Raw genomic sequence first — 26,115 nt, 5'->3', positions numbered from 1 at the left:
TATATATCAAATATAATAAAAAAATAGAAATAGGTCTATACAAAAAAGGAGCTGAGAACAATAAATGTCCAGCTTCCTTCTATATTTTTTTATATTTTATGCTTTTTTTCGTTCATTTCTCATAATTGAAATCGATTGTTTCAATGAACTCCATAATCCGCCTTCGCTATACACGAGTACATTCGATTTGTACATGTTTGCAGACAAAATCATCAATAAGAATGTCACGGCTACAAGTACCAACAAGGAAATCAATGCTCCACCCATACCGACTGTCTCATTTGCCAAGCGAACCGGCATAATATAGGAAGATAAAAATGGAATATACGAAGTGATTCGAATAACGATATTATTTGGATCTGACGCACCTAATATCAACCCAAGCATGTATCCGCCTAAAGATAAATAAGTCACTGGCAAGATTGCTTTTGCTGTATCTTCTGCTTTGTTGACCAAAGAGCCACATAAAGCTGCCAAAACAGAAAAAATCAAAATGCCAAAGATCATAAATAGAAGAGAATACCACAAGAATGGTCCAATCAAATTATCTAATGAGATACCATCCAATATATTCTTGACCATTTCCATATCTTTGAATTGATTGTATCCTACACCAAAAATAATGCCGTATAATGCCATTTGCGTTAATGCAACAAGCAAAACACCAGTTAGTTTCCCGTAAAAATGCTTTTGTGCAGTCGTACTGGACAGGATCACTTCCATGATCCGCGTGCCTTTTTCAGAAGCAATCTCTTGTGCAATGATTTGTGCATAAGTCAGAATGATAATGAACAAGACAATCGTCGCCACATAGCTGACAACATATTGGACTGTCGAATTATCTTCTCCTACCGACATTTTTCCTTTTGAATCAAAGTTGACTTTTTGTCGAGTCAAACTTGCCTGTTGGCTCAAACTTGCTACTTCTTCTGGAGAAATACCTAATTCGCTTGCTCGAAGCATCGATTGCAAGCCTGTCAATTGTTGTTGTATCAGCAGTTGTGTACTTTGTCCCAATGAATTTTCACTATAAAGCGTCCCATTTACTTTATCTTTATCAGTTGAGACTACTAAATAAGCATCAATTTTTTCTTCCGAAAGGTCTTTTTGTGCGTTTTCTTCAGAATCCACTGCTTTGAACTCAAAATCATCTGTTTTGACTTGGCTCATTTGCTGACTGATTTGCTCATTATCAGCCAATACGCCGATTTTATTGACATCACTATTTTGCTGGGCAAAGTTTCCTGCTACATAAATAATACCTAGCATGATGAAAGGGACTAATATCATAATCAAGAAAGAAATCGACTTGACATTTTTTAAATAGACATCTTTGGTAATAATCCAAAACTTACGCATCGATTTCACCTGCTTTCAATTTGAAAATCTCTTCCAAAGTTGGCGGCTGCTGGTTGAACATAGGAATATAGCCGAATTGAGTCGCACGAGTAAAGATTTCTTTCCCTGCTTCAGGATCTTCTAATGTAATCTCTAACGTATTATCCTCACGAAGGATCACTTTTTTCACGCCTTCGATTTCTTCTACTTCCTGTTGGCTTAACCCAGATTCCAAGAATAACTTCGTACGGCCAAATGATTCACGGATCTCATGGACTTTTCCATTCAAAACCATTTTTCCGTTTCGCAGCATGATCAAATGATCACAGATTTTTTCTACATTATCCATATTATGGCTAGAAAAAATGACACACGAACCATGTTTCTTCAATTCCAATATTCCATCTTTCAGTAATTCCGCGTTTACCGGATCTAACCCGCTAAATGGTTCATCCAAAATGATCAATTTAGGTTCATGAATCAATGTGGCGATGAGCTGGACTTTTTGCTGATTCCCTTTAGACAAAGATTTTACTTTATCCGTCTTTTTCCCTTTTACCTGAAATTTTTCCATCCAAAAATCGATTTTTGGTTCAATTTCTTTTCTTGATTTCCCTCTAAGTTCTGCAAAATAAAGCAGTTGGTCTTGAATCGTTACTTTTGGATAAAGTCCTCGTTCTTCTGGAAGATAACCGATGATATCATAATCTTTCTCCCCAAGATGATGACCATTCCATAACACTTCTCCTTGGTCTTGTGTCAAAAAATCCAAGATCAAACGAAAAGTCGTTGTCTTCCCAGAACCGTTTTGACCAATCAGCCCCATGATTTTTCCGTCTGGGATTTGGAAAGAGACATGATCGACAGCTGTGTAGTTCCCAAAAGTTTTAACAAGATTCTTGACTTCTAACATTTCTTCACTCCTTCTTCAATAAATCCATATATCCTAAAACACCAGATGTAAGCGATTTATTATTTACCAACAAAACGTATACTCTCTTGTTGTTGTAAATAAAATGATAGGACACTTTACTTTCTTTGTAAAGTGCCCTTTTCTCATTCCTGATGTAATTTATCAAATACGTTTTGTGCGACATTTTTCGGTAGTCCGATTTCTTGTAATTCTTCTATCGTAGCTGCTGTGATATTTTTCAATGATTTGAACTCTTTAAGCAACATTTTTTTTCGTTTCGGTCCTAGCCCTTCGATTTCATCTAATCGGGAAGCAAAACTGTTTTTACTACGCAGCTGCCGATGGAAAGTAATCGCGAATCGATGGACTTCATCTTGGACCCTCTGGAGCAAGAAAAACTCAGGTGAATTTCGCTCAAGTGGTACTACAGCCAAATCTGTACCGAATAGCAACTCATTTGTTTTATGTTTATCGTTTTTTGCCATACCAGCAATAGGAATATCGATTCCTAATTGATTTTCTAAGACATCTTTTGCTACATCGACTTGTCCTTTTCCTCCATCAATCAAGATTAAATCAGGTAAAGGCAACCCTTCACGAATCACTCGTGAATATCTGCGATAGACGACTTCTCTCATCGATGCATAATCATCCGGTCCGTTGACTGTTTTTATTTTATATTTCCGATATTCTTTTCTTGCTGGTTTTCCATCAATGAATACGACCATCGCAGCCACAGGATTCGTCCCCATGATATTGGAGTTATCAAAAGATTCGATGCGTATTGGAGTCGGGATATTCATTGCGTTTCCTAAACGTTCAACTGCTCCGATCGTCCGCTCCTGCTTTCTAGCAATCAAATCAAATCGTTCATTCAAAGCAACTGAGGCATTCTTATTCGCCAATTCCACTAATTTTTTCTTTTCGCCTCGTTTTGGTTGTAGAACTTTCGTATCCAACAAAGCTTCTACACTTGGTTTGTCGATCGTATCAGGAATCAAGACTTCTTTAGGAATGAAATGTTCATTTTCCTGATAAAACTGGCCAATATAAGTCAAAAAATCTTCTTCTGCTTCGTTATAGAAAGGAAACATTGAAACATCTCGTTCAATTAACTTTCCTTGTCTTACAAAAAACACTTGGACACACATCCAGCCTTTATCAATCGCATAACCAAATACATCTCGATCCAATAAATCAGTATTTGTCATTTTTTGGCGAGTCATGATTGTTTCGATAGCACGGATCTGGTCTCGGTATTCTGCAGCTTTTTCGAATTCCATGTTTTCAGCAGCTTTTTCCATTTTCTGATGGATCTCTGACTCGATTTTTTCGTGTCCTCCGTTTAAAAAGTTTTTCACTTCATCAACGATTTTCGTATAGACTTTCGGATCTACGTCGAAATAATAAGGACACAGACATTGCCCCAAATGATAGTAAAGACAAGGCTCCTTTGTCTGACTAGGTTTGCATTTTCTCAGAGGAAATAATCGGTCGAGAATCTTCTTTGTCTCATTCGCCGCACCGACATCAGGATATGGTCCAAAATACAGTGCTTTGTCTTTTAGTACTTTGCGAGTAATCACCAAACGGGGATATTTTTCATTCGTTATCTTAAGGAAAGGATAGGTTTTATCATCCTTTAACATAATATTGTATTTAGGATCATTTTTCTTTATCAGATTGATTTCTAAGAGCAATGCTTCGATATTCGATTCTGTAACGATGTATTCAAAGTCTTCAATTTCACTAACAAGCCGTTCCGTTTTCGTATTATGGCTGCCAGTAAAATATGAGCGGACGCGATTTTTCAATATTTTGGCTTTTCCGACATAAATGATCGTTCCATTTTTATCTTTCATCAAGTAACAGCCGGGCTGATCAGGAAGTAAAGCTAGTTTGTTTTTGATTCGTTCGTTCATCTGGTACTCCCCTTCATATTCAATTAAAGTTATTATAGCATGTCTGTCAAAAAAACAATCCAGCCTGACAACGTAATTATACTCAAAAAATGTTAATTTGAATAACCTTAACTCAACCGCAAAAAAACCGAGGACGGAACTGAATTCAGTCCCATCCTCAGCTTATTTTTGCTTTAAGCTTTTATAAATATTGATCGATCATTTGACGTAGTTGTTCTTTTGAATGAACACCAACAGCTTTTTCTACTACTTGACCATCTTTTTTCAACATTAATGTTGGAATACTCATGATTCCGAATTGTTGAGGAGTTTCTGGGTTTTCATCCACATCCATTTTAGCAATTCTGAATTCTTCTTCATCATATTCTTGTTCCAATTGATCCAAAATCGGTGCTTGCATACGACATGGACCACACCAAGTTGCCCAAAAATCAATTAATACAAGTCCTTTGTCTGTTTCTTCGTTAAATGTCTTATCTGTAATTACTTGTGACATATCAAAGACCTCCATTTTTAAAATCTATGACCAGTATAGCATTTCTATCCTTGGATAGCGAACCATCTGCTTACCTTTAGTAAGTTTTACTTAAATTTAACAATTGTCGCACCATTTCCGCCTTGATTTGCCGGTGCAAACTCAAAGCTTTTGACGCTCCGATGGTTTTTAAGATAATCAGTAATTCCCTTGCGAAGTGCGCCTGTTCCTTTTCCGTGGACAATAGTCACTTGAGGATAACCTGCTAGGATAGCAGAATCCAAATACTGATCTACTTCACTTAGCGCTTCCTCATAACGTTTTCCTCGAAGGTCCAATTGATTCGGCACATGACTGCTAGATTCAGAACGTACAGCATGGACAACTCGTTGTGTCGGCTCTTTTTGAGGAGCAACAGGCGTCAGTTCGTCTTCGGACACATTCATTTTTAGTATGCCGATTTCTACTTGCCACTGATTCCCATTTTTACGTAAAAGCGTCCCTCTTTGGCCGTAAGTCGTAACCAACACTTCGTCTCCCGGTTTCAATATTTTTTGTTCTTTCGCCTTCTTCAATACTTTATTTTTCTTCAAAGTTTCTTCTTGATGTAGATTTGCTAATTGGGTCTTTGCATCGATCAACTGATGCTCTTTCACATTTCCTTGCCCGATCTGCTGTTGCATTTTACGAATATCAGCAATGATTTTTTCTGCTTTTTCTTCCGCCTCTGACACGACTTCATTTGCTTTTTTCTTTGCTTTCTCTATTTCTTTTTCACGTTCTTCAAAGAAATAGCTGTAAGCTTCTTTCAAATCATGATGAAGTTCTTGTGCCTCAGAAACAAAATGTCGCATTTCCAGATATTCGGTCTCTGCCATTTTCCGGCGATTCTCTAAATCTGTGATCATTTCATTTAAATCTTGGCTCTCATCATTCATCAACTGCTTTGCTTCATTAATAACATCTGTATCAAGGCCTAATCGACTGGAGATTTCAAATGCATTGCTTCGTCCAGGCACACCAATCAGTAAACGATACGTTGGACTTAGTGTATCCACATCGAACTCCATGCTGGCATTAATCGTATTTGCCCGATTGTATCCATAAACTTTCAATTCAGGATAGTGCGTAGTTGCCATCACATAAGCAGACTTTTTACCAAGATCATCTAAGATTGCGATGGCTAGAGCAGCACCTTCTTGTGGATCTGTTCCTGCACCAAGCTCGTCAAATAGTACCAGACTTTTTTCATTGACTTTTGATAAAATATCTACAGTGTTCGTCATATGAGAAGAAAAGGTCGATAGACTTTGCTCAATCGATTGTTCGTCACCTATATCCGCAAATACTTCTTCAAAAATACCGATTTGGCTTTCTTCTCCTACAGGAATCGGCAACCCTGCTTGCCCCATCAGCTGTAACAGACCTAAAGTCTTCAACGTGATCGTTTTCCCACCTGTATTAGGTCCTGTAATGACGATGGCTTGATAGTCTTTTCCAATTGCGATGTCATTAGGAACTACTTTTTCCTGATCAATCAGCGGATGTCTTGCTTGTTTCAAGACGACATGATTGTCTTCACTGATTCCCGGCACGATGGCTTTTACTTCTTTACCAAATCGTGCTTTTGCATTCATCAGATCCATTTTACCAATCACATAAGCATTGTGGATGATTTCTTGACGATGTGGAACAAGTTCTGCAGAAAGTTCACTTAAAATACGTTGAATCTCATTTCGTTCAGCGATTTGGTATTGACGCAAACGATTATTCAAATCCACCACTTGTTTTGGTTCAATAAATAAAGTCTGTCCTGAAGCACTTTGATCGTGAACTACACCGCCAAATACACCGCGGTATTCTTGTTTGACTGGGATAACGTAGCGGTCATTTCGCATGGTGATGATTGCATCGCTCAAATATTTTGCGTTCTTCCCACGGACGATTCCGTCTAACTGTTCACGAACAGCTTGTTCACTTCGACGAATGTTCTGTCTTATGATTTTTAGCTCAGGAGAAGCATCGTCGGTCACGCGTCCGTCTTCATCAATTGCTTCCTTTAAACGACGACTTAAAACAGGAATCGTGACTAGCTGATCTGCCCACATATACAAACGCGCAAATTCGATTTCACTGTCAGAAAGATCATCAATGAACCGATGCAATTCACTTGTCGTAGATAACACTCTGGAAACTTGTGCAAGCTCCACTCCATTCAAATCTGCCCCGATTTCGATCCGTTTCATATGAGGGCGGATATTTTCAAGTTTTGGTATAGGAACCCCGCCTCGCAGACGTTGTACTTTCAACCCATCCTCAGTTTCTTGAAGCCATTCTGTGATCGTTTGTTTCTCGCTCACTGGTACCAATTCTGCCAGTTCTTCTTTTCCTTGTGCAGTCACTACAAATTGTTTGACCATCTGTTTGACTTTTTCAAATTCCAATGTTTCAAGGATTCGGTTATTCATTTTATCACCTTATCTTTCACTATGAAAAAAGGGCTGTGCCGGACATACGTTGCGCAGCCTTCTTAAATAAACTACTGTGTACAAAAAACAAAACATTCTTGTAAAAGTTTTTCTAAAAAAATATTTTTCTAGCCCTATTTTCCTTAATTCAAAATATTCGTTACCCAAAGCTCATACATCTTGTTGGTAAGAAAGGGCGTTCTCTCAACGATAAGACGAGCGAAACTATGCTCGCCGAATTGGTTTTGGACCACATCTAATGGAACAAAGGCAAGTAACTGCAAAATCAAAAATATAGTAACGTAAGCCATGATTAGTGACAGGATACCTCCTGCAATCCAGTCTACCTGTTTCAAGATTGGCACATATGTCAATCCATGGACAAAGACCCCCACAAATCGGGTGATCAGCCAGCCAATCAGCAAAATGATCAGAAAAGCCGTTCCTGCATAAAAAGCTTCATCTAGGTGAAAGGCAAATACTTGATCAAAAAATGCTAACTTTGATGTCGGGGTGACAGCTGGGTATGGAATGTATAATTCCAAATGACTTGCTAATGGTTTGTAAAAATGCTGGGCAGCAATAAATGACAACACATATCCGATTGCGAATATGACTTGTAAAGCAAACCCGCGACGTGCTCCAGAAAAAAACGCAATTAGCAATAAAAATAAAATCAGCAAACTCAGCATGCTACGTTCCTTTCTCTTCTAACTTTTTTAAATTTTTCTTATTTTAATAAAAGGATCTTAATTAGAAGATTTTTGTTTGATTTGTCCTTTTCGTTTTTCATTTAAAATCTGTTGTGCTTCCACATGATTTTTAATAGTATAATCTGCTTGTCCATTTTCTTTCAGTACTTCTCGAGCTTCATTCTCGATTGCTTCCATGCGTTTTACGCGATTTTCAAGCTCTGTAAATTTGATCATTTTTTTCTTTAATTCTGCTGTTTCTTCTTCTAGTTCCAAGATTCTTTCTTGTTTCTTCAATTGATCCGAAAGCGCATTGACAGCCATCAAGATCGCTGCTTGTTCATTATCCATTTGTGGTGATAATTGTTTCAATTCTGCTAACTGCTCATTAATCAGCTTCGTTACGATATCCATATGATGCTTGGTTTCCCGTCCGATAATAGTATATGTTTGGTTGGCAATCACTGCTTTGTAGCGTGTTTTTTCGTGCGCCATACGAATCATTTCCTCCTATTTGATGAAAGTTTTATTTAGTGTACCATGAAGTTGGTTCTTTCACCGTTCTCCACAAATATTTTTCACATACTTAATTATTATATGATAAACTTAAAAAAAATGCTATGTCTCGCAACCTCTTAGAAAACGAAAAGTCAGGAGTTGCGGTATAGATTTATGTATAAAAACGAGGAGAATTTTATGAGCAACGTCATTATCAAAGCAACGAACGACCAACTTAGTCAAATGAAAGCATACTATCGCTCTTATTTGTTAAATAAACAGATTCCTTATACTATCTTTGCTGCAAAAAAAGACGGGACGACCATCACTGCTTACACATCAGGAAAAGTGATGTTCCAAGGGGCAAACGCAGAAACGGAAGCTCAGCGCTGGGGACAGGCACAGGATAAACAGGCCAAACCAGCAAGAACGGTCTCTTCTTTGCCAAAAAATATCAGTCAATTATCCGTTTTAGGCAGCGATGAAGTCGGAAATGGTAGCTATTTCGGTCCACTAACAGTATGTGCTGCTTATGTGAAACGTGATCAGCTTGCAGAATTACGTAAACTTGGTGTTCGAGATTCAAAAGAGTTAAAAGATAGCCAAATCATCCAACTTGCTGATATCTTAAAAGAAACTATCCCTTACAAACTACTTGTCTTGCCCCCAGAAAAATACAATGAGATCCAGCCAAAATACAATGCCGTTCGGATGAAAGTCGCTTTGCATAATCAAGCAATCCATTTGCTGCTAAAAAAAATCGCACCAGAAAAACCAGAAGCGATTTTGATCGATCAGTTTACGCCAGAAGCAAATTTTAAAAAATATGCGCGTTTAGAAAAAAATCACTTGCAAGAAAAACTGTACTTCGTTACTAAAGGTGAACAATATCATTTAGCTGTTGCTGCTGCTTCTATCATCAGTCGTGCTAGCTTTTTAGAAGAGTTAGACAAAGCATCAGCTGAAGCTGGAATCACCCTTCCCTCAGGAGCTGGAACGAAATCTGATCAAATAGCGGCAAAACTATTAGAAAAAGGCGGCATGCCTATGCTTGAAAAATATGCCAAACTTCACTTTGCCAATACAGAAAAAGCGTTGAATCTACTAAAAAAATAAATGGTGTTCAAAAACTTGCATCTGCGGTAATAAGTCCAACCAAACGAAAAATAGGAGGAGCTATTTTTGTTTGGCTGTTCTTATTACTTGATGCAGGACAGCTTTTTCATAACCTCTTTCCTTAAACGGTGTTCTCCTGCCAACTCCTCGGTCACAAGTCACAATATTCATCAAACATGAGAAGCTGTTTTTTGAAATTGCTCCTTGTGACACGGAGCTGAACGGCAGGCTCACAACCTCTTTCCTTAAACGGTGTTCCAGAAGTAGCTTCTTCGAAAAATAAGCCGAAATTTCACAAAAATTTGAGAAGCAAATTTCGTCAATTCCTTCTTATTTCTTGAAGCTGACCACTTCTGTCACAACCTCTTTCCTTATTTATTGCTGAAAATAGGTGGTCAATGCTTGTGTCAAACTTGCAGCGATTTGCTGCTGATAACTGTCTGTTACTAATTCCTCTAAATCACTATCATTATTCATATAACCCATCTCGATTAAAATAGAAGGTTGAAGATTTTCTCGAAGAACTTGATAGTTCCCAGTGGAGATTCCTCTTGAATCCAGAGGCAGATCAGTGAAGGAATCAGCGATTGTTTGTGCTAATGTTTCCTCTTGTCCATAGTAATAATATGTCGTGATCCCAGTTGCTTCATTCGCATATTCCGTAGAGTCTGCGTGTAAACTGATAAAGACATCTGCCTTTTTTTCTTCACTGTAGTCGCATATATCTCCAAGCTGTACTAATTCATCTGTAGTGTGGGTCAAATAAACCGTTGCTCCAGCATCCTCTAGCGCCTTTTTTACTTTTATGGCTGTACTTAATGTTATATCCTTTTCTTCTGTTTGTTCATCATTGCTTAATGCCCCAGTATCATTTCCGCCATGCCCAGGATCTAATACAATCACTGCATCAGATAACTCTTTCGGTTTTGTTTGTATATTCTTTGTGACTTTGGTTCCATCTACGAGGGCTAAATATCCAGTATAGCCATCATTAGTCTTAATCTGATAAGCATTTTTTGTTTCGGAAAGAAACTCCGTCAGTTCTCCGCCGTTTATAGTTGCTAATGGGGTCGTTAGCGAGTCATCTGTATATAGTGTACGGTCATTTTTTCCGATTTTGACTAATGTCTCTTGTTCTGTGTCATCAGATGATTCCTTTGTCTTTGTAACCGTGCTGTTCGTACTGTTGACCGTTTGTTCAACTATCTTTTTTTGACCAAAAACATCTATTCGAAAACAGATAATAATGATAATGATTGCACATACAAAAGCTCCAATTATTTTTTTCATGTTTGACTCTCACCTCGTAGATTCAGACTAAGGGGCAAAACTTAAAATCAGCTTAAGTACGCAAAAAAGGAGCTGCGACAAACATTTTGTCACAGCCCCGTGTTTTCAAATAAACAGCAAATTTAACCAATCAGTTCCCATGCGCCCCACTCATTAGAACCTGGTTCTTCCCCTTGATTCCACCACTTTGCCTGATAAACTTTCCCTTTATAAGTGACGATGTCTCCCTTGACATAAGCTTTTTCTGGGTTCCATTCTTCGTATCCTGGAGCAGGGTCTTCGCTTTTCGTTGTGATCGTTATCGGCAAGCTTTTCTCAGATACATTTCCAGAAGCGTCAAATGCACTGACTGTATAAGTGTACGGTGTATTTGTCTCCAAACCTGTATCTGTATATCGAGTATGAGCTGTTTGTGCTACACGCTGACCATCACGATAGATGTAATAACCTGCCACCTGATTATTGTCTGTTGATTCTTCCCAACTCAAAGTAACTTGTGTTCCTTGAATATCTGAAACAGCTAGATTTTCGGGTACAGATGGGGGTTGCGTATCGGATGGATCCGGTATCAGTTCTTTTCCATAGATGACTTGCCGATTGATTTCCGCTCCTTCATCTCCGATTCTTTGGACTAACGCAATATGGCCAATTCGATCGACTGTTGGATTTTCATCACTTGATCTTAATCTAAATTCATAAGAAGCATCTGGCTCGATATGTTTACCGTCATATACAGAAGCTAAATCAATCACGACATACCCATTTTCTATCGTTACTGTTCCAGCTTTGTAATCTCCGGCACTTAGACTTTCAGCTGAGTGGATTGGAATATACAGTTTAGGGAATTTGATTGTTTCTTGGGCTAATTCCACTGCACTCAATACACTAGAAGTTTCGTTAAGCTGCTCGTTGTTCTTGATAGTGATGTTATAACCATTCGCACCATATTCACTATAAGTAGAAATATCCACATCAATCGCTAACGGGGAGGAAACTATTTCTTGTTCTGACAGTTTTTCGTCACCGAATAATCCTTGTTTGATCGCATTAGTCAGCTCGTCTCTCTTACTACTGTTGGTTTCCTTATCTTGTGATTGCATCCAGGAGATTACTCCACCTAATTCATTTTCTTTTACATATTCTGCTTTGTAGCTGACAGATTTGACATTGTCATAAGTAAAGAATTCTCCTGTTGTTTTACTGTACATATAAGGTGCTTTCGCTACATCATCCCAATATTCTTTTAAGTCTGCTGTTTGATCAATCAAATCAGCGATATTCCGATAAGGCCAGACGCCGCCAGCTCTACCACCATTTCCTGAAACGAGATCGTTTTTGTTTTTGGCACCGTAAGAAGGTGTTTGATCGGCATCTTGGTTACTTGCTTTTGCTGATTGGAACAAACCAGGTAGCTCTTTGTTATCCCCGCTTTCTACCTCATGCCAGCCGCGTGTATAAAAAGCTGCACCAATCACGATTTTGTCGGAAGGAGCTCCTTCTTTTTGTAAAAATTTGACTGTCTGATCGACAGAAAGACCTTCTTCATAATTAGGATCAGCTGGATTGCCATATAGTGCCGTATGGTGAGCACTGTTGGGACTCCATGCCCCATTCAAATCATAGGTCATGATATTGGCAAAATCGACCACAGAGAATAATTTAGGAATGTCAATCCCATCATTTAATTTTTCTCTGGAAGAAGGAAGCGCTACAGATAATTCATATGTTTTCCCTAACTTTTCTCCTTGTTGATCAATTGACTCGCGAATCTCTTTTAAAAGCGTGATGTAATTCTCTTTGTCTTCCGGTTTGGCATGTGGTGTTCCTTCATCGTTTACATTATCTACTAGATCTGGCTGACGGACATCAGCTGGATATTCCCAATCGACATCGACAAAATCCATATTGGTATACTTAATAAATTTCGTGATATTTTCTACTAGATTTTTACGTTTTACTGGATCAGCTGCCACTTCTGAAAAGTCTCCTGATTTTGACCATCCGCCTAAAGATACGCCTATTTTTAGATTTTTATTTTTGCCGCGTAAATCTTGGATTGCATTCAAAATCCCAGAACTTGGTGTGTTCCATCCTACGCCAGGTTGTTCTAAAGATGCACCTACAGTAGCATCTGCATCTGTAAATGTCAAATTCCCCTCGCTATCAAAATCTAAAAAGGCAAAGTTCAAATGTGTTAGCTGATCCGCTGGAATATCTTGAGGAAGAAATTTCCCTTCACCATCCCAGATGGACCAATCTCCATAATACATGACATTCCGGTATTCTTTTGCTTGAACAACTTGAGCTGTTTCTTCGGCATAGACAGAGTCTTTTTGTCCTAATAACGGAGATGTGACAGACATCACCGATGAAAATAACATTACGGCTAAACTGATTTTTTTCATTTTTGACATATTTTGAAACCTCCTTTTGTCTATTCGTTATGATTCATCCACCAAATAAATAGTTTCTTTCATTCTACAAATAATTAATTATTTGTGTTATTAAATAAAAACACCTCCTAGATCACCGACAGAACAAACGCACCAGAAACATTGACTTTATAATCACAACTAAATAGTAACATTCTAAAATTACGTTTGCAATCGTTTTCTTTTATGTTTCATACGTTATTTATAAGCAAACAAAAACTACTTTTTAGTTAAATCTCTTTTGATAACGATTCAATTAGAATGAAATAATAAATAAAATATCCCTTGATAATTATGAGAGAATAACAAAGTTTTATACATGAAAACCTAGCCGTATAAAAAAGAAACAAGATACAACGATTTTCGTCATATCTTGTTTCTTTACCTAACTATTTTTCTCCACATATAACAGCTTTATGTTTGTCCTAATACACCATTCAAATATAAATCAATCAATTGTGCCACATTCAACGGTTCTTCTACAGGTCTTTTTGATCGAGTGATGTACGGTGCCAACACTAAGAAAAAATGCCTTGCTGCAATTTCTTGGGAAATCCCACTTCTTAACACGGATTGGTTTGTTGAAAAAATTTCTTCAAATGGTTCACGATAATTTTTCTTCCATAGAAAGAAAAGATGATCTCTCGTTTCATTGGAAAGATTGCTCTCAAGGTCGTGAAGCATCAGAAATAAATCAACAAGATGCGTCTCAATCAAAAATTGAGCCATTTTTGTCAACATCACTTGAAATGTCGTTTCGCTTGTTTGGACGATTTCTCTCAACGCTTTCCCAACATCTTCTAAGTGCTTTTCTAATACTGCTGTATATAACTTTTCTTTATCACTAAAATAGTGATAAAGATTGGGCTGGGTGATCCCAACTTTTTGTGCGATCTCTCTTGTCGAAGTACCAAGATAGCCCTTGGACATGAACAAGTCAGTCGCTTCTTTTAAAATTTTTTGTTGCGTGTCTTTATTGTATCGATGGACCATTTTTCCACCTACTTTTTGGTTATTCTTTTTCTTTCAATACACCATCTTCCATCATAAATATTCTATCGCATTTGTCAATCAACCGTGTGTCGTGCGTCACCATGATTGTTGCTTTATTTTTTTCTTTTGATTCTTTTGCCAAAATATCGACTACTTCTCTTGCCTTTTCTGAATCCAAACTGGCAGTTGGTTCATCTGCTAGAATAATAGACGGATCATTGTACAATGCACGAGCAATTGCCACCCTTTGTCTTTCACCACCAGATAGTTCTTCTGGATACTTGTTGATTAGCTTATCCACGCCAAGCTGCTCAAATAATTCTTTTGCTTCTTTTTGCCGACGTTCATGTTTGATTTTATCTACTAATAATAACTGCTTTTTTACTGTCAGAAAAGGAACCAGATTTGATGCTTGCAAGATAAAACCAATTTCTTTGAAGCGGAGTTTAACACGTTCGCTTTCTTTTTGATTACTGAATTCCTGATCATTGATAAATACAGATCCGCTGCTAGGTGTCTGCAATCCACCTGCTAAAGTCAAAAAGGTACTTTTTCCTGATCCCGAAGGACCGATGATTGCAACAAATTCCCCCTTATCGATACTCATTGTTGTTTCTTTCAATGCTTTTACTACTTGGTCGCCATCTTGGAAACTTTTTTCTACTTCTTTAAATTCTATTGCTTTCATGTTCTTCCTCCTTCTTATCCAATGGCCTTCAGCGGATCGATTTTCACGATCGTCCGAACAGAAAATAGTGCGCCTAACACAGCCACTACCAACATCAACAAGCTAATGACGCCAAAAAATAGCCAATTGCTTTGGAATGGAACCGCATCAGGTAGAACAAGAGATGTTCCCACTGTTCCCACTAGACCAAGAAGAATACCAACAAAGGATAAAATGAATGTTTGTGCCACTACAGAGCGTGCAATAAATCCTCCCGTGATTCCTTGGGCTTTCATTACACCAAAGATATTGATTTTTTGCATCGTCAGTACATAAATAAAAATCCCGATCACGATAGCCGCAATAACAATCAAAAAGCCAATCATAAACCCAAAAGTCAATACTTGTGCATTGTATCCAGGTAATTCATTGATGAATTTAGAAATTTTGATCTGTTCCAAGTCTTCAGGTAAATCGTTGATTTTTCCTCTGACAACTATTGCATTGATCCGTGCATTCTCACTTGTGTCTTCTTTTTCGAAGCGGATTTGTTGGTAAGCATTGATGGTCGTATAAAGAACCGGTGAAACATTAAACTTGGCATGATCCGTAAAACCAGTTAGTTTAAACGTCTTATCACTACCAGATAACTTAACCGTATCTCCTACGGCTAGACCATATTCTTCCTTCAGGCTAATATCGCCTATTGCCTCATCATCGTTATTAAAAGCTTTTCCTTCAACAAGATTCGGCATGATGAACTGATCTTTATCGATACCAAAGAAGCTAACATTGATTTTTCCTTCTTCTGTACTGTCTTTACTAGTCACGACTCCTGGAGTTTGGGCAAGATAGGCCACTTTTCCACCTTCGACTTCTTCTGCGGTCTTCTTAGTAATCATGGACATCCCTAGATTTGAATTTGCATCTTTCGATAGAACGATCGAATCTGCCTCCCACTTGTCAACCGCCGTTCGATTGTCTTGAGCTAAGCCATAAGCTAACCCGGTCAAAAAAAATACCAAGTAGGCGATTAAAAACATCACCCCTGCAACTAATGCGTAACGTAACTTTGAATGCATAATTTCATTTAATGCTAAAAACATTTAATTCCTCCTCTTGAAATAATTATTTTATACAATAATTTTATCACTTGATAAATTTTTGGCGAATATTATGCTCAAAATACATTTTCGCTTTTTTATTATCTCTCCTTATGATGTCTAAACGCTTTTTAGTTAGTATTTTCAGTTTTTTTATTATAAAAATAGCATTTCACATAATAAAAGACCGTGATGTTTCTCACGGTCTTTTTTCTACTCTATTGCGATTGGCTCTCTTAGCTAGTACTTTAAAAGCTAACTCATTGAGATAGTGAAAACGTGGGGTATATTCAGCCAAAAATCCAAAGTTTTCAACTGCTAACTGTGGAATCGTGTTTTTTTGTTTCACGATATCAGCAAGCAAGTTCAAATCTGATAATAAAAATTCTTTGCTTATCAGCTGTCCACCAATGATTTCTAATGTATCTGGATGATAGATCAGCTTTGCATTTACTGTTTTATTTTCTTCATAGTATTGTGGAAATAGGTCAAACTCTCCTGAACAAGAACAGGCACTTTGTTCCAAAAATGGTGCTTCGTCTTCTGTCAACCCAACAGTTCCTAAAAAGTGGTCGGTAATGACCGTTGCTGTTATTTTTTGTTTGAGATCATAAGCAGTCGGCTGCTCGCACAAAGTCAACGCTACCGCTCTCGCCATATGTACAGCTCGAGTAACTAAGGGCAAAAAGAGATGCCGTTCTTTTTTGTCAAAACTGACTGGAACGATATCGCCAATCGCATAGATATCCGAATCACTTGTCTGCAGGTATTCATTGACCATCACAGTGTCGTCCTCATACAATGCCACTTTGTCTTTTAACAATGACGTATTTGGACAAGTTTGAGCAGAAAAAATGACGATATCTGCCTTCAGTGTTTGAGACAAAAGTTGTACGGATACTACTTCTTCTCCTGATTTTTTCCAATCAATCAAAAATTCATTTGGATGAAAGTTGATTTGCTTGGTTTTCAGCTGATTTTGAAAACTGCCAATCATATCTTTATCGAAATATCTTGATAAAACATTCGGCATGTAATCAACTAAATGAATCATATGTCCCTTATTTCTCAAAGCATCTGCTAATTCTAACCCAATATAACCAGCACCAAAAATCACTACTTCTTTTGCTTCTTTCAAAGCGGCAAGTACTTGTTTAGATTGCACTAGATTTTTATAGGTGTAGACATTTTCAGCTTCAATTTGTTTATATAAAGTGGCAAGAGATGAACCTGTTGCCACGATTAGTTTATCATAGGTTAGGGTTTCTTTTTTTCCTTCCTCAGAAGTGAGGATGAGCTGATGCTTGTCTGGATCAAGTTCAGTTACTCTCCATTCGGTGATCAGTTTTGCACCACTTGCTTGAAGAGTCCGCTCGTTGTTTGCAGCTTCAGCTAAACTATGTATCTTTCCTTTTAAATAAAGATTGATCCCATTTGAAACATAGCCTAATCCATCTTTGTGATTTTCATCGATCAACAGAACTTCTGCCTCCGGTTGAAGTTTGCGTATATTTAGGGCAGCGGTGATGCCTGCATGGGAAGCACCAATGATCACGATTTTCATGTTTTATTCATCCTTAAATTCAATTTTTCTAAATAGCATTCTTTTAAAAATTGGTTCAAATAGGGAAAATCATAGTTAAATTCATTACTCGTAAATACAAAAACTTTAGCGGACTTCTGTGACGGGTATTCTTTCAATTGGCTAGTCAAAATAACATCATATTGCTTGTCTTTCTCGTATTCGACTAAATCATATTTGATCGTATTCAACAACTGTTCTTGAATGATTTCTTTCACGATATCCGCCATTAGCCTTTCGTACGGAAGATCATAAGCAATTTGCAAACGCAATTCCAATTGCTTGATTAGCGTTCGTAAAATAGATGCATAGCGAGCAAATAATTCAAAACGGGCATTTTCCTCGTCTGCTTCAGTAAAATCCACAATAGCAAATGTTTGTCTGACCAGCCTTTCACATAAAACAAGGAATTGTTTATCTTCTACTTCAGTTAACCGTTGTTTCAATCCTTCTTGACCAAAAATATTCATCCATCCTCTAAAATAGGCAAAATGAGCGTGATTTTGCATCACTGTTAACGCAATCTTTTGCGAAATCTCTTCTGGAAAAACATAGAAAGAAAAATATTCTTCTATCGATTGTTTAAACGTTCGATTCAATTGAGCCACTACGTCATCTTTGTATTTTTCGCTTATCAAAAATTCCTGAACATGTGAATTATGTGTATCTAATGTAAAGTTACTGATCATGAAAAGATAAAAAACCAACGTTTCGTTTTGGTCCCAAGGAAAAGCATATTGAAAGAAATAACGGGTCAAAAATGTATGAAGCTCCAATAAAAATTGTGTCGTTTGAAACAATCCAACAGGAAGATTACTATAATCTGGTTTGGCTTTTTTCGTACAGCGCATCCGTTTCTTCATAATGGAAAGCCATATTTCAAATTTCAGTCGTCCTTCTTCTGTAATGGCGAAACTGAACTCTTTTTGTAGCAGATCTAAAAAAGTGTTTCCTGATAAATCGCTGTATTCTTTTTTATTTTCAAGGTAGGGGCGACCAAACCAAAATAATTGAAAATAGAAATAGCGGATTTGATTTTCTGGGCCAGTCAAACGCCCGCTTTTTATTTTCAAATGAAACTCTTTTAAAGAATCATTTAATTCCTTCACTCTACGCGACAAAGTAGCCGAACTGATATTAAGTTCCATAACAAGTTTCTGCCGATCAAATGAGCCATATTCTAACAGATAAAGAAGGATTTGATATTTTGTAGAATAGCGCAAATAGCAATGATAATAAACATCGATAGCTGCTATATTGCCATGTCTGATCAATAAAATGTATCCTTCTTGGATAACGATTTCCAGTTGTTCGATGTTTTCTAAACTAGCTTGTAAATAAAATAAATCTTCTTTCAAGGTAGACCGATCGATTGATAAGCGGGCTAGTACGTTATTAACAGAGATCTCTCCTTTTTCCTCTAATAAAAGTTGAAAAAGTTTGATTTGCCGTTGTTCATTTTTTTCAAGCAAACTGAAAAGTTCCAAGTCCACTCCTCCAAGCATTTCTGATTTTAACAGCAGAAGTTTCCTTCTCATCCTTGAAAAAGAGGATCTGCGACAGTTGTCACAGATCCATACAAATTCTGATCACTTAGCTGATTGGCCCAGCTGACAGTTCCCATGTGATCGTGCCTTGATACCTTACGCCAGGTTGAGCGTTCGTACTGCTATTTACCTCTAAGAGTAAACCATCGGTATCGGGAAAGTCAACGAGAACCTCTCCTTTAGCTGTGCCATCACTTTGATAAATCATCGTGTTTTGTCCTTGTTGGATCAATTGCTTTGATCCAGCATGATTAAAGTACAATTTTGTTCCGCTTAATTCTTGACCTTGATCATTCTTAAATGAAGAAGTCAATGTACCTGTCAGTTGCCAAGGAGACGTGCTTGGAAGCCGAGTATCCCGTACATCAAAAGAAAAATCGCCTTTTGCTTCATAATAACTTGTCTTCAACGGTTTGGGGAGATCGTTGCCAAATGTAAAATCATCTGGTACATCAACTAATGTCAATTCTTGTTTGGGGACAAGAATTGTTTTGGAAGATGTTTGGACAACTGGATTAGGAAGCTTAACACCATCTGCTAATGTAATATTGCTAGAAAGTACAGCTGCCTTTGTCGGTATGCTGACAGATTGCACAGAAGTATCTACAGTATTTAATTGATAGTTGTAAGTAAGATGAATAGTATCGCCGACTTTGCTCAATAAATCTGCTGGGACAGATACTCCTTGTTGAACGCCGGTATCTGCGACAGTTGTACCATTTAATTTTAAGGTACCATTGATATAAGTAGTATTTTCTGGAAGTGAGATCGTGATTTTTTTGTCGGTGATCGCATCCCCAGATTTTGTCAACGTGAATGTCACATTTTCTTGTATCGTATCCCCTGATAGTGCAAATAATGGGGATCCTTCATCCGGTTGTCTGCTAAGATTTTTTAGCTGGCTGTTTGCACTCACTGATGGAAAATTAGCCACTGTTATTTGGGGTAGAGTGGTGATTCCCGCTTGCTCAGACTGCCATTTGTACGCAAAAGAAGGATACAGGTTAGTAAGCACATCGTCCACCAAGCGATAATCAAAATAATATTGCCCTGAAGCCAATGCAGGTAGTGTAGAAGTAGCTGTAGTTGTGCCGCCATTATTTGATGAGATTGTTTGGAAAAGTTGATCTGTCCATCCTGCCGCTAGTTTTTGGGTCCCTTTCGAATAAAGCTTGTAATGGATCGACCCCGTTTTTAATTCAGTTGCTGACCAATTGGCCGTGACTTGGTACGGCGCAGGAGAAAGGAGCTTTCCCCACTGACTATCGGCTGTTAAGTTTGTTGGTAAAACCGTACCGTCTAGCTTGTACTGCTCCAATACCTTTAAAGCAACGGGAGAAAGCAATCCACCTTGCGCATCTTTCCCACTATATACAATATTGGTTGACTGATTCAATCCACTTGTGCTTGCTGGAGTATGAGTCAGCGCTGCTCCTTGTGTGACGTTTTTTCCTGTAAAATAATTGACTACACGATCAAAGCGAGTAGATGGTAGTTGATCAAAACGTCCTTCAGTCAACCCCATCGTTAGTGTTCGATTATTGGTTGAGCCTGGAAGGTTCTGGTTATTCCCATCCACGTATTCTGTAGTATCAGCAAATGTATTATATTTTCCTGTTGAATCACTTGGTGAAATGTAACTATTCCACGTATTTATCTCTGCACTTGCAGAAAATGCATACGCTCCTGGATTCAATTTTCCACCAGTTAATTTAGGATAAAATCTACCTGCAGCTGGAGCTAAGATCGAATTGAACATACGATCTTGGATAATATTATTCGAGTCATAAAAATCAACAGAAAAAATAGCTTTTTTAGATATAGAAGGTTGTAATTTACCCTTGGTCAAAATTTTGTTTGGACTCGTATCATATTTATCTCCGTTTTCTGTCATCTTCGCGACATTAGCTGTAATATCAAATTGAAGCGGGACATCGTCAACATTGAACTCGCCTCGCGTAATAATAGCGATGATATCTGGCAGGAGAGTATTTGTATCCCACGAACCCATCCCGAAACGTAAGGTATGGCTTCCTGCTGATAATAAACTCCCGCTAGTAACCTTGATGGGGGCACCGGCAATATACAAGTAGGCGTTGTTCCAGTCAATTGCTTTTAATACATCACTGCTTGATACATGTTCCGGTAAATTGATGATTGCAACGAAGGCAAACCCTTGTGCAGTGATATTCACCAAATCAAGTACATTTGTTAGTTTCACATGACTTTCCCAATGAAAACGGACCGTGCCACCTTTCCAAGGATCATTTGAACCATCGTTTAAATAAGTAGCAGTCAATTTAGGCAACTGGTTAGCCCCAGTTAGTTGGACAAGCTTCCCGCCATTCACTGCACTACGTCCACCATTTGGAGGTACGATGTTTTCGTATGTGGACGGATCATAAGAAATGGTAGGAGGCGTTGCTCCAACAGCTTCTGCCGAAGGTGAAAAGATAAATATACTTAAAACAAAAAGCGAAGTAAAAAAGAAGGAGCGAAAAAATGTAAATTTATTTTGTAACAACATGTTCATCCTCCTTTTCCTTTCTTCTCCATAACAACAACCACGCAAGAAGCCATAATTCTATACCAATAATCAAATAAAGAACACGGATCCTTTGTTCATTCGTCTCTGGGAATACGCCATGTTGATTAGCTTCTTTATAAATCGATGGCTGTGTCTGTTGTTTTGAGGCGCCATTGACTGAACCACTTGGATGAGGAACTGGACTTAGATCATAAAATGTAATCGTGCCTGAACTTTTGGTATCTGCTTGGACTGGCTCTTGCCAGCTGAAGAACAGCAAACTTGCAATAATCCCTCCTAATAAGATTGATGTTTTCAACGAAATCACCTCATCGTATTGTTTCTCCTTTTTTCTTTTTCTTGTGGAACCACAAAAACAGCAAAATCAACAGTAACACTAGAACTGCAACAACCAATCCTACATAAAGCCATGGGAAAGATTGTTCTTGTACTTCAAAAACGGAATTTTCATTTACTTTCTGTGCTTTTTCTTTTTTGATCGTAAAGTTTTGTGTAAATCGCCATTCATTACTGTCACCTGATTTTGCTATGATTTCTGCGCGGTAATCACCGGCTTTTGCTTTATCACCAGCTAAATCAAGATTCAAGTGAAAATTCGAATTTGGTGCAACTAAAAATGCATTAGACGTATTTTCAATATAAAGCTGATTTTCATAATAGATCTTGCTCGTAAATATCAAATTACTGATAATCGTAGGCTGAGGATTTTGGAAACGAAGCTGGACAGTGGGCTTTGCATTGACCTCGTTCAAATCTCCTGATAAAAGTTTCAGATCCGGTTCTATCGTCTCTTGACTTTCTTGTAAAACGACTGCGAGATTATAAGCAATACGATTTTTGATTTGTGCTCCTTCTGTAGCATTTTCTGCTTCAGCTTCTTCTTTAGGTGAAACATGAATACCCGCTAATACACGTCCCTTAAAGCTTTTAGCTGGGATTTTTACTTCTACAGGTACAGTTGTTTCAGCATGCGCTGGTACATTGACTTCCTTTTTCGCAACGATCAAAACGTCACGGACATCAAACGGCAAAGTCCCATCTAGCGTTGGATTTTTTTGACTATAATCGATCGTTCCACCATCACTCGTTACCGCCGGATTAACAGAGACCTCAAATGTTCGTTCTTGATCTGAAGAATTGCTGATAATTACTTCCAGTGTCTGATTTTGTTCCGGTGCCACTAATAAATCAAAATAACCGATTGCTTTATCTATTTGATTCTCTGGAAATACCGGTTTGATCCCAAAGTCTCCTGCTGAATCCTCTGCTTGACTGATTGACGGAAAAATGAAAAATAGACTTAAAATAGAAAAAAACGAAACAAACAGTCGTTTACTTTGATTCATTGTCCACCACATCCTTTCAACAACAACTGCGGTAAAAAGATTCTTCATCCATAGTATTTTCACCGCAGTTTGTTGAATTTATTTCATATTCTATGCTACTGGGCCAACCACGAGGTTCCAAGTCAAATCAGCCGTGAATGTTCCAGCTGCTGCTTTAGGCACTTTCAGCGTGATATTTGCTGGATCATAAACAGAAAGCCATGTTCCCAGACCTTGGTCTTTTGCTGCTGTAAATATTGGTGTCGCTGCACTTGCTTTACTTAATCCAGTCACAGCTTGACTAGTTGGTGCAGTGGCTTCGTTATCTGAGGTACTTTTCACAGTGGATGTCCCAAAATCCAATTCAGCCCCTTGCAAAACTTGTGAATCGTTTACAAAATCTGAAACCGAAACTGTCACGTTCCATCCTTGCGCTTGCCCGTCTGCACCTACACCTCGACGATCTGATACTTGAAGATAAGGTGTATCATTTTTTGAAGCGTCTATTTGATATGTTTTTGTTCCGCTTTCAATCTCGTGTGTACCAAACGGCAATTCGGGCACTACATCCAGTGTTAAAGGACCTGTCTGGCCAGTTCCTGGATTTTCCGGATCTGCCGGCTCTACTGGTTTAGAAGGATCAGTAGGATCAAGGGGTACGACAGTATTTGTTGGCTCAGTAAAGGTAATATCTCCTTTTGAAGTTGCTTGACCTTCAGCAAAAGCTGGGGTTGCCAAGCCGCCTAGAAGAAGTGTTGAAAGTAATAATGTCCCAATCATGTTCTTTTTCATAATAAATCACTCCTTTTTCTTAGTGACCTAAGTATAGTAGAGACAGCATGCAAAAAATCCTCATGAATTCATCCGCTTACTTGAAATTCTGACCCTTTTTGTATAAAAGAGAAAAAAGCAATAAAATCGTTTACATGAATATTCTTATTTTTTTATTAAGTATGAAAAAACATTTCAATTTTCTTTTTTTCATTTCAACTTATTCTATTAATGCTTCTCTGGCCCATATAAATAGGAGTACGGCATCAACTGCCGCACTCCTATTGTTTTCGTCATTTGTATCTTAAATAAAACGATTCTCACGCAATTTTATTTTTTTGATATCTTCTACTGTTTGCGTTCCAGCTAATTGCATGACCATTTCCAATTCTGTTTTAAAGAAATCAAACACTTGACGGACTCCTGTGCTTCCTCCTAAAGACAATCCATAAATAACGGGTCTGCCAATAGCAACAAGATCTGCACCTGATGCGATTGCTTTGAAAACATGCTGTCCGCGTCGTACACCGCTGTCAAACACGATTGGTACACGTTTATCTACTGCTTCTGCCACATATTGCAACGAATCAAACGCTGCAGGACCACCATCTAGTTGACGGCCACCATGATTAGATACCCAGATTCCGCCAGCACCAGATTCTAATGAACGATAGACATCTTCTTCTGACTGGACACCTTTCACATAGACTGGCAAATCAGAATGAGCAGCAATAAATTCTACATCTTTTGGACTAAGCTTCTGTTTAGAAGATTTGTACACAGCATCCATCGTTTGGCCTACTCCTGATTGATAAGCCTGAACGATCGGCATTGGCAGTGGGAAGGTAAACCCATTTCTGCGGTCTGTTTCACGGTTTCCGCCAACTGTTGCATCCGCTGTCAATACGATTGCTTTTGCTCCATTGCGTTTGGCCACTTCAAGAATATCCAAATTGATTCCATCATCTTTACTCATATAAAATTGAAACCATTGCGGTGCTTTCTCCCCGCCTGCTTCTCTTATTTCTTCTAAAGTACAAGAAGCGTAAGAACTTGCTGTATAGATCGTCCCAAAATCTGCTACACCTTTTGCAGAAGCTTTCTCCGCCTTCACATGAGCTAAGCCATGAGCAGCAACTGGTGCCATGATGATTGGTGCAGTCAGCGTTTCTTCGTCAAAATGTGTAGTTGTATCGGGTAATTCTACATCTCTTAATATATGAGGAATAATCAGCTGATGATTGAATGCCCGTTCATTTTCTTGATAAGTAAATAAGTCGCCAGCACCACTGCTGATGTAACCATAACCACCAGCCGGAATCACTTGTGAAGCCGCTATTTCTAAATCTTCCATATTGATAAAATCCACTATTCCTTCATTTGTACCTGCTTGATACGTTTTTTCCATTTCAATGCCTTCCCTCTATAAAAAATTGAATGAACAATATGATAGCGTTTACACATTTTATATTACTCTTCCGTATTGATACAGGCAAATAATCTGTTTACATTTCAATCATTCCAGTTGTACTACTCTGAAAGAAATGTTTAGAACACAAATAGATAAAAAACGATGGGACTTTGACAAAAGTCGTGTCAAAGTCCCTTTTACGAAATACTGTGGATGCCTATTGAAATAAGTGCGGGTTGTTTCTTTGTGTTTCAATCGTTTCTTGCCATTCTTCGTTTAATTTTGGATTACCGTTTTCTTCCTTGAACGCATAAGGTCCCAATCCAAAAAGCTCAGTTAGTATTTGATTCACGATTTCATATAGCTCGGTGTGATTGGACACATGATTATTGAAAATCATCTCATTATCACCACGTTTAAATCTCACATTCGGGCTCTCATGATGAACCTCTATGCAGTTTTCCCCTTTTTTTAACTGACGGACTTCTGAAAACATCTCATAAATATCTTCTCCAATAAAACCTTCAGCAAGCGCCAGACTGTCCACAAGACCGCCTACTGTCAACTCAGAGATTATCGCTTTGTTGGAACCAAGCTTTAATGTATAGCTTGTTGCTTCTACTACGCCGCATGCATTGCAACCGCCTTCTGATAGTTCACTTTTTCTGATCAATTGAACTTCTTTCATTTTCTGTTCCTCCTCTTAGTTTTCTACTTATGTATTTTTTATCACCTGACGTAAGTGAACTTTATCGTCACGATCACGTGATTTATTCTTCAGAGATTCTATTTATCTATCTAACATATCTTTTAATCTTCTACTTTTCTTTCTTTAGCATATAAGAGATACGCATAGTAATCAAGCAAGGATTGTTGATATAAAAAGAACAAATACCGCTATTTTAATTTCTTTTGACTCTATTACTCCTGTCTCTTATACACATCTAGATGTGTATAAGAGACAGGTTTTTGTATAAAAGAGAAAAAAGCAATAAAATCGTTTACATGAATATTCTTATTTTTT

At 38.0% G+C, this 26,115-nt stretch carries 21 protein-coding genes; 1 reads left to right on the top strand and 20 read right to left on the bottom strand.

The genetic code is table 11. The features are described from left to right. Window positions 1–96 precede the first annotated feature (96 nt). From A5849_RS05205 to zapA, 7 genes are all read right to left on the bottom strand, one after another. On the bottom strand, window positions 97–1,359 hold the full coding sequence (locus tag A5849_RS05205) for an ABC transporter permease (RefSeq protein WP_002308517.1): 1,263 nt from the start codon (window positions 1,357–1,359) through the stop codon (window positions 97–99). Beyond that, on the bottom strand, window positions 1,352–2,251 hold the full coding sequence (locus tag A5849_RS05200) for an ABC transporter ATP-binding protein (RefSeq protein ID WP_002347781.1): 900 nt from the start codon (window positions 2,249–2,251) through the stop codon (window positions 1,352–1,354). Before A5849_RS05200 ends, A5849_RS05205 begins: the two co-directional genes overlap by 8 nt. Window positions 2,252–2,394: 143 nt before the next feature. Further along, window positions 2,395–4,173: an excinuclease ABC subunit UvrC gene (gene uvrC, locus A5849_RS05195; protein WP_002313469.1), complete on the bottom strand. Its 1,779-nt coding sequence runs from the start codon at window positions 4,171–4,173 to the stop codon at window positions 2,395–2,397. Between the two features lie 181 nt (window positions 4,174–4,354). Further along, window positions 4,355–4,669 (bottom strand): thioredoxin, encoded by a 315-nt coding sequence (gene trxA, locus A5849_RS05190; RefSeq protein ID WP_002290803.1) that lies wholly within the window; start codon window positions 4,667–4,669, stop codon window positions 4,355–4,357. A gap of 86 nt (window positions 4,670–4,755) precedes the next feature. Next, complete coding sequence (locus tag A5849_RS05185; RefSeq protein ID WP_002316435.1) at window positions 4,756–7,116, bottom strand: endonuclease MutS2; 2,361 nt, start codon at window positions 7,114–7,116, stop codon at window positions 4,756–4,758. A 143-nt stretch (window positions 7,117–7,259) separates the two neighbouring features. Continuing rightward, the gene (locus A5849_RS05180; protein ID WP_002313467.1) at window positions 7,260–7,808 is read right to left on the bottom strand and encodes a CvpA family protein; all 549 of its coding nucleotides are present in this window, start codon (window positions 7,806–7,808) and stop codon (window positions 7,260–7,262) included. A 57-nt stretch (window positions 7,809–7,865) separates the two neighbouring features. Further along, window positions 7,866–8,303 (bottom strand): cell division protein ZapA, encoded by a 438-nt coding sequence (gene zapA, locus A5849_RS05175; RefSeq protein ID WP_002290800.1) that lies wholly within the window; start codon window positions 8,301–8,303, stop codon window positions 7,866–7,868. A gap of 201 nt (window positions 8,304–8,504) precedes the next feature. Between zapA and rnhC the strand changes: the two genes are divergently transcribed. Beyond that, the gene (gene rnhC, locus A5849_RS05170) at window positions 8,505–9,422 is read left to right on the top strand and encodes a ribonuclease HIII (RefSeq protein WP_002308512.1); all 918 of its coding nucleotides are present in this window, start codon (window positions 8,505–8,507) and stop codon (window positions 9,420–9,422) included. Window positions 9,423–9,797: 375 nt separating this feature from the next. Here the strand turns inward: rnhC and A5849_RS05160 are convergent, their stop codons facing one another. The 13 genes from A5849_RS05160 to A5849_RS05095 all read right to left on the bottom strand — a co-directional run bounded on the left by A5849_RS05160 (window position 9,798) and on the right by A5849_RS05095 (window position 25,779). Then, complete coding sequence (locus A5849_RS05160) at window positions 9,798–10,712, bottom strand: N-acetylmuramoyl-L-alanine amidase (RefSeq protein ID WP_002312200.1); 915 nt, start codon at window positions 10,710–10,712, stop codon at window positions 9,798–9,800. Window positions 10,713–10,834: 122 nt separating this feature from the next. After that, window positions 10,835–13,126: a glycosyl hydrolase family 18 protein gene (locus tag A5849_RS05155; protein WP_002347779.1), complete on the bottom strand. Its 2,292-nt coding sequence runs from the start codon at window positions 13,124–13,126 to the stop codon at window positions 10,835–10,837. 432 nt (window positions 13,127–13,558) lie between these two features. Continuing rightward, entirely contained in the window at window positions 13,559–14,137 is a 579-nt protein-coding gene (locus A5849_RS05150) for a TetR/AcrR family transcriptional regulator (RefSeq protein ID WP_002347778.1), read from the bottom strand. A gap of 19 nt (window positions 14,138–14,156) precedes the next feature. Next, window positions 14,157–14,825 carry an ABC transporter ATP-binding protein gene (locus tag A5849_RS05145; RefSeq protein ID WP_002308499.1) on the bottom strand — a complete coding sequence of 223 codons (669 nt, stop codon included), beginning with the start codon at window positions 14,823–14,825 and terminating at the stop codon, window positions 14,157–14,159. A 14-nt stretch (window positions 14,826–14,839) separates the two neighbouring features. Next, window positions 14,840–15,910: an ABC transporter permease gene (locus A5849_RS05140; RefSeq protein ID WP_002308498.1), complete on the bottom strand. Its 1,071-nt coding sequence runs from the start codon at window positions 15,908–15,910 to the stop codon at window positions 14,840–14,842. Between the two features lie 196 nt (window positions 15,911–16,106). Further along, window positions 16,107–17,471 carry an NAD(P)/FAD-dependent oxidoreductase gene (locus A5849_RS05135; RefSeq protein ID WP_002313464.1) on the bottom strand — a complete coding sequence of 455 codons (1,365 nt, stop codon included), beginning with the start codon at window positions 17,469–17,471 and terminating at the stop codon, window positions 16,107–16,109. Further along, the gene (locus tag A5849_RS05130; RefSeq protein ID WP_002308495.1) at window positions 17,468–19,027 is read right to left on the bottom strand and encodes a helix-turn-helix domain-containing protein; all 1,560 of its coding nucleotides are present in this window, start codon (window positions 19,025–19,027) and stop codon (window positions 17,468–17,470) included. Before A5849_RS05130 ends, A5849_RS05135 begins: the two co-directional genes overlap by 4 nt. A 55-nt stretch (window positions 19,028–19,082) precedes the next feature. Beyond that, window positions 19,083–21,563, bottom strand: a complete 2,481-nt coding sequence (locus A5849_RS05125) for a WxL domain-containing protein (RefSeq protein WP_002308493.1) — start codon at window positions 21,561–21,563, stop codon at window positions 19,083–19,085. After that, on the bottom strand, window positions 21,547–21,882 hold the full coding sequence (locus tag A5849_RS05120; RefSeq protein ID WP_002308491.1) for a hypothetical protein: 336 nt from the start codon (window positions 21,880–21,882) through the stop codon (window positions 21,547–21,549). The genes A5849_RS05125 and A5849_RS05120 overlap by 17 nt, the downstream gene beginning before the upstream one ends. Before the next feature lie 10 nt (window positions 21,883–21,892). Beyond that, window positions 21,893–22,930 (bottom strand): DUF916 and DUF3324 domain-containing protein, encoded by a 1,038-nt coding sequence (locus A5849_RS05115; protein ID WP_002345284.1) that lies wholly within the window; start codon window positions 22,928–22,930, stop codon window positions 21,893–21,895. A gap of 90 nt (window positions 22,931–23,020) precedes the next feature. Beyond that, window positions 23,021–23,701 (bottom strand): WxL domain-containing protein, encoded by a 681-nt coding sequence (locus A5849_RS05110; protein WP_002347775.1) that lies wholly within the window; start codon window positions 23,699–23,701, stop codon window positions 23,021–23,023. Window positions 23,702–23,984: 283 nt separating this feature from the next. Then, the gene (locus A5849_RS05100; protein ID WP_002308487.1) at window positions 23,985–25,088 is read right to left on the bottom strand and encodes an alpha-hydroxy-acid oxidizing protein; all 1,104 of its coding nucleotides are present in this window, start codon (window positions 25,086–25,088) and stop codon (window positions 23,985–23,987) included. Between the two features lie 220 nt (window positions 25,089–25,308). Next, window positions 25,309–25,779 carry a DUF4809 family protein gene (locus tag A5849_RS05095; RefSeq protein ID WP_002308485.1) on the bottom strand — a complete coding sequence of 157 codons (471 nt, stop codon included), beginning with the start codon at window positions 25,777–25,779 and terminating at the stop codon, window positions 25,309–25,311. Between the last annotated feature and the right edge of the window lie 336 nt (window positions 25,780–26,115).

Source organism: Enterococcus sp. 10F3_DIV0382 (assembly GCF_002140245.1).
In the GTDB taxonomy this organism is placed as follows: Bacteria; Bacillota; Bacilli; order Lactobacillales; family Enterococcaceae; genus Enterococcus_B; species Enterococcus_B lactis.
The sequence above is the reverse complement of the archived record's forward strand: the minus strand, read 5'-3'. Positions and strand labels throughout refer to the sequence as shown.

What these genes read in the sequence shown, in the direction of transcription:
- A5849_RS05205 (WP_002308517.1), bottom strand. Translation starts at nt 1,359, where the DNA reads ATGCGTAAGTTTTGGATTATTACCAAAGATGTCTATTTAAAAAATGTC.
- A5849_RS05200 (WP_002347781.1), bottom strand. Translation starts at nt 2,251, where the DNA reads ATGTTAGAAGTCAAGAATCTTGTTAAAACTTTTGGGAACTACACAGCT.
- uvrC (WP_002313469.1), bottom strand. Translation starts at nt 4,173, where the DNA reads ATGAACGAACGAATCAAAAACAAACTAGCTTTACTTCCTGATCAGCCC.
- trxA (WP_002290803.1), bottom strand. Translation starts at nt 4,669, where the DNA reads ATGTCACAAGTAATTACAGATAAGACATTTAACGAAGAAACAGACAAA.
- A5849_RS05185 (WP_002316435.1), bottom strand. Translation starts at nt 7,116, where the DNA reads ATGAATAACCGAATCCTTGAAACATTGGAATTTGAAAAAGTCAAACAG.
- A5849_RS05180 (WP_002313467.1), bottom strand. Translation starts at nt 7,808, where the DNA reads ATGCTGAGTTTGCTGATTTTATTTTTATTGCTAATTGCGTTTTTTTCT.
- zapA (WP_002290800.1), bottom strand. Translation starts at nt 8,303, where the DNA reads ATGGCGCACGAAAAAACACGCTACAAAGCAGTGATTGCCAACCAAACA.
- rnhC (WP_002308512.1), top strand. Translation starts at nt 8,505, where the DNA reads ATGAGCAACGTCATTATCAAAGCAACGAACGACCAACTTAGTCAAATG.
- A5849_RS05160 (WP_002312200.1), bottom strand. Translation starts at nt 10,712, where the DNA reads ATGAAAAAAATAATTGGAGCTTTTGTATGTGCAATCATTATCATTATT.
- A5849_RS05155 (WP_002347779.1), bottom strand. Translation starts at nt 13,126, where the DNA reads ATGTCAAAAATGAAAAAAATCAGTTTAGCCGTAATGTTATTTTCATCG.
- A5849_RS05150 (WP_002347778.1), bottom strand. Translation starts at nt 14,137, where the DNA reads ATGGTCCATCGATACAATAAAGACACGCAACAAAAAATTTTAAAAGAA.
- A5849_RS05145 (WP_002308499.1), bottom strand. Translation starts at nt 14,825, where the DNA reads ATGAAAGCAATAGAATTTAAAGAAGTAGAAAAAAGTTTCCAAGATGGC.
- A5849_RS05140 (WP_002308498.1), bottom strand. Translation starts at nt 15,910, where the DNA reads ATGTTTTTAGCATTAAATGAAATTATGCATTCAAAGTTACGTTACGCA.
- A5849_RS05135 (WP_002313464.1), bottom strand. Translation starts at nt 17,471, where the DNA reads ATGAAAATCGTGATCATTGGTGCTTCCCATGCAGGCATCACCGCTGCC.
- A5849_RS05130 (WP_002308495.1), bottom strand. Translation starts at nt 19,027, where the DNA reads ATGAGAAGGAAACTTCTGCTGTTAAAATCAGAAATGCTTGGAGGAGTG.
- A5849_RS05125 (WP_002308493.1), bottom strand. Translation starts at nt 21,563, where the DNA reads ATGTTGTTACAAAATAAATTTACATTTTTTCGCTCCTTCTTTTTTACT.
- A5849_RS05115 (WP_002345284.1), bottom strand. Translation starts at nt 22,930, where the DNA reads ATGAATCAAAGTAAACGACTGTTTGTTTCGTTTTTTTCTATTTTAAGT.
- A5849_RS05110 (WP_002347775.1), bottom strand. Translation starts at nt 23,701, where the DNA reads ATGAAAAAGAACATGATTGGGACATTATTACTTTCAACACTTCTTCTA.
- A5849_RS05100 (WP_002308487.1), bottom strand. Translation starts at nt 25,088, where the DNA reads ATGGAAAAAACGTATCAAGCAGGTACAAATGAAGGAATAGTGGATTTT.
- A5849_RS05095 (WP_002308485.1), bottom strand. Translation starts at nt 25,779, where the DNA reads ATGAAAGAAGTTCAATTGATCAGAAAAAGTGAACTATCAGAAGGCGGT.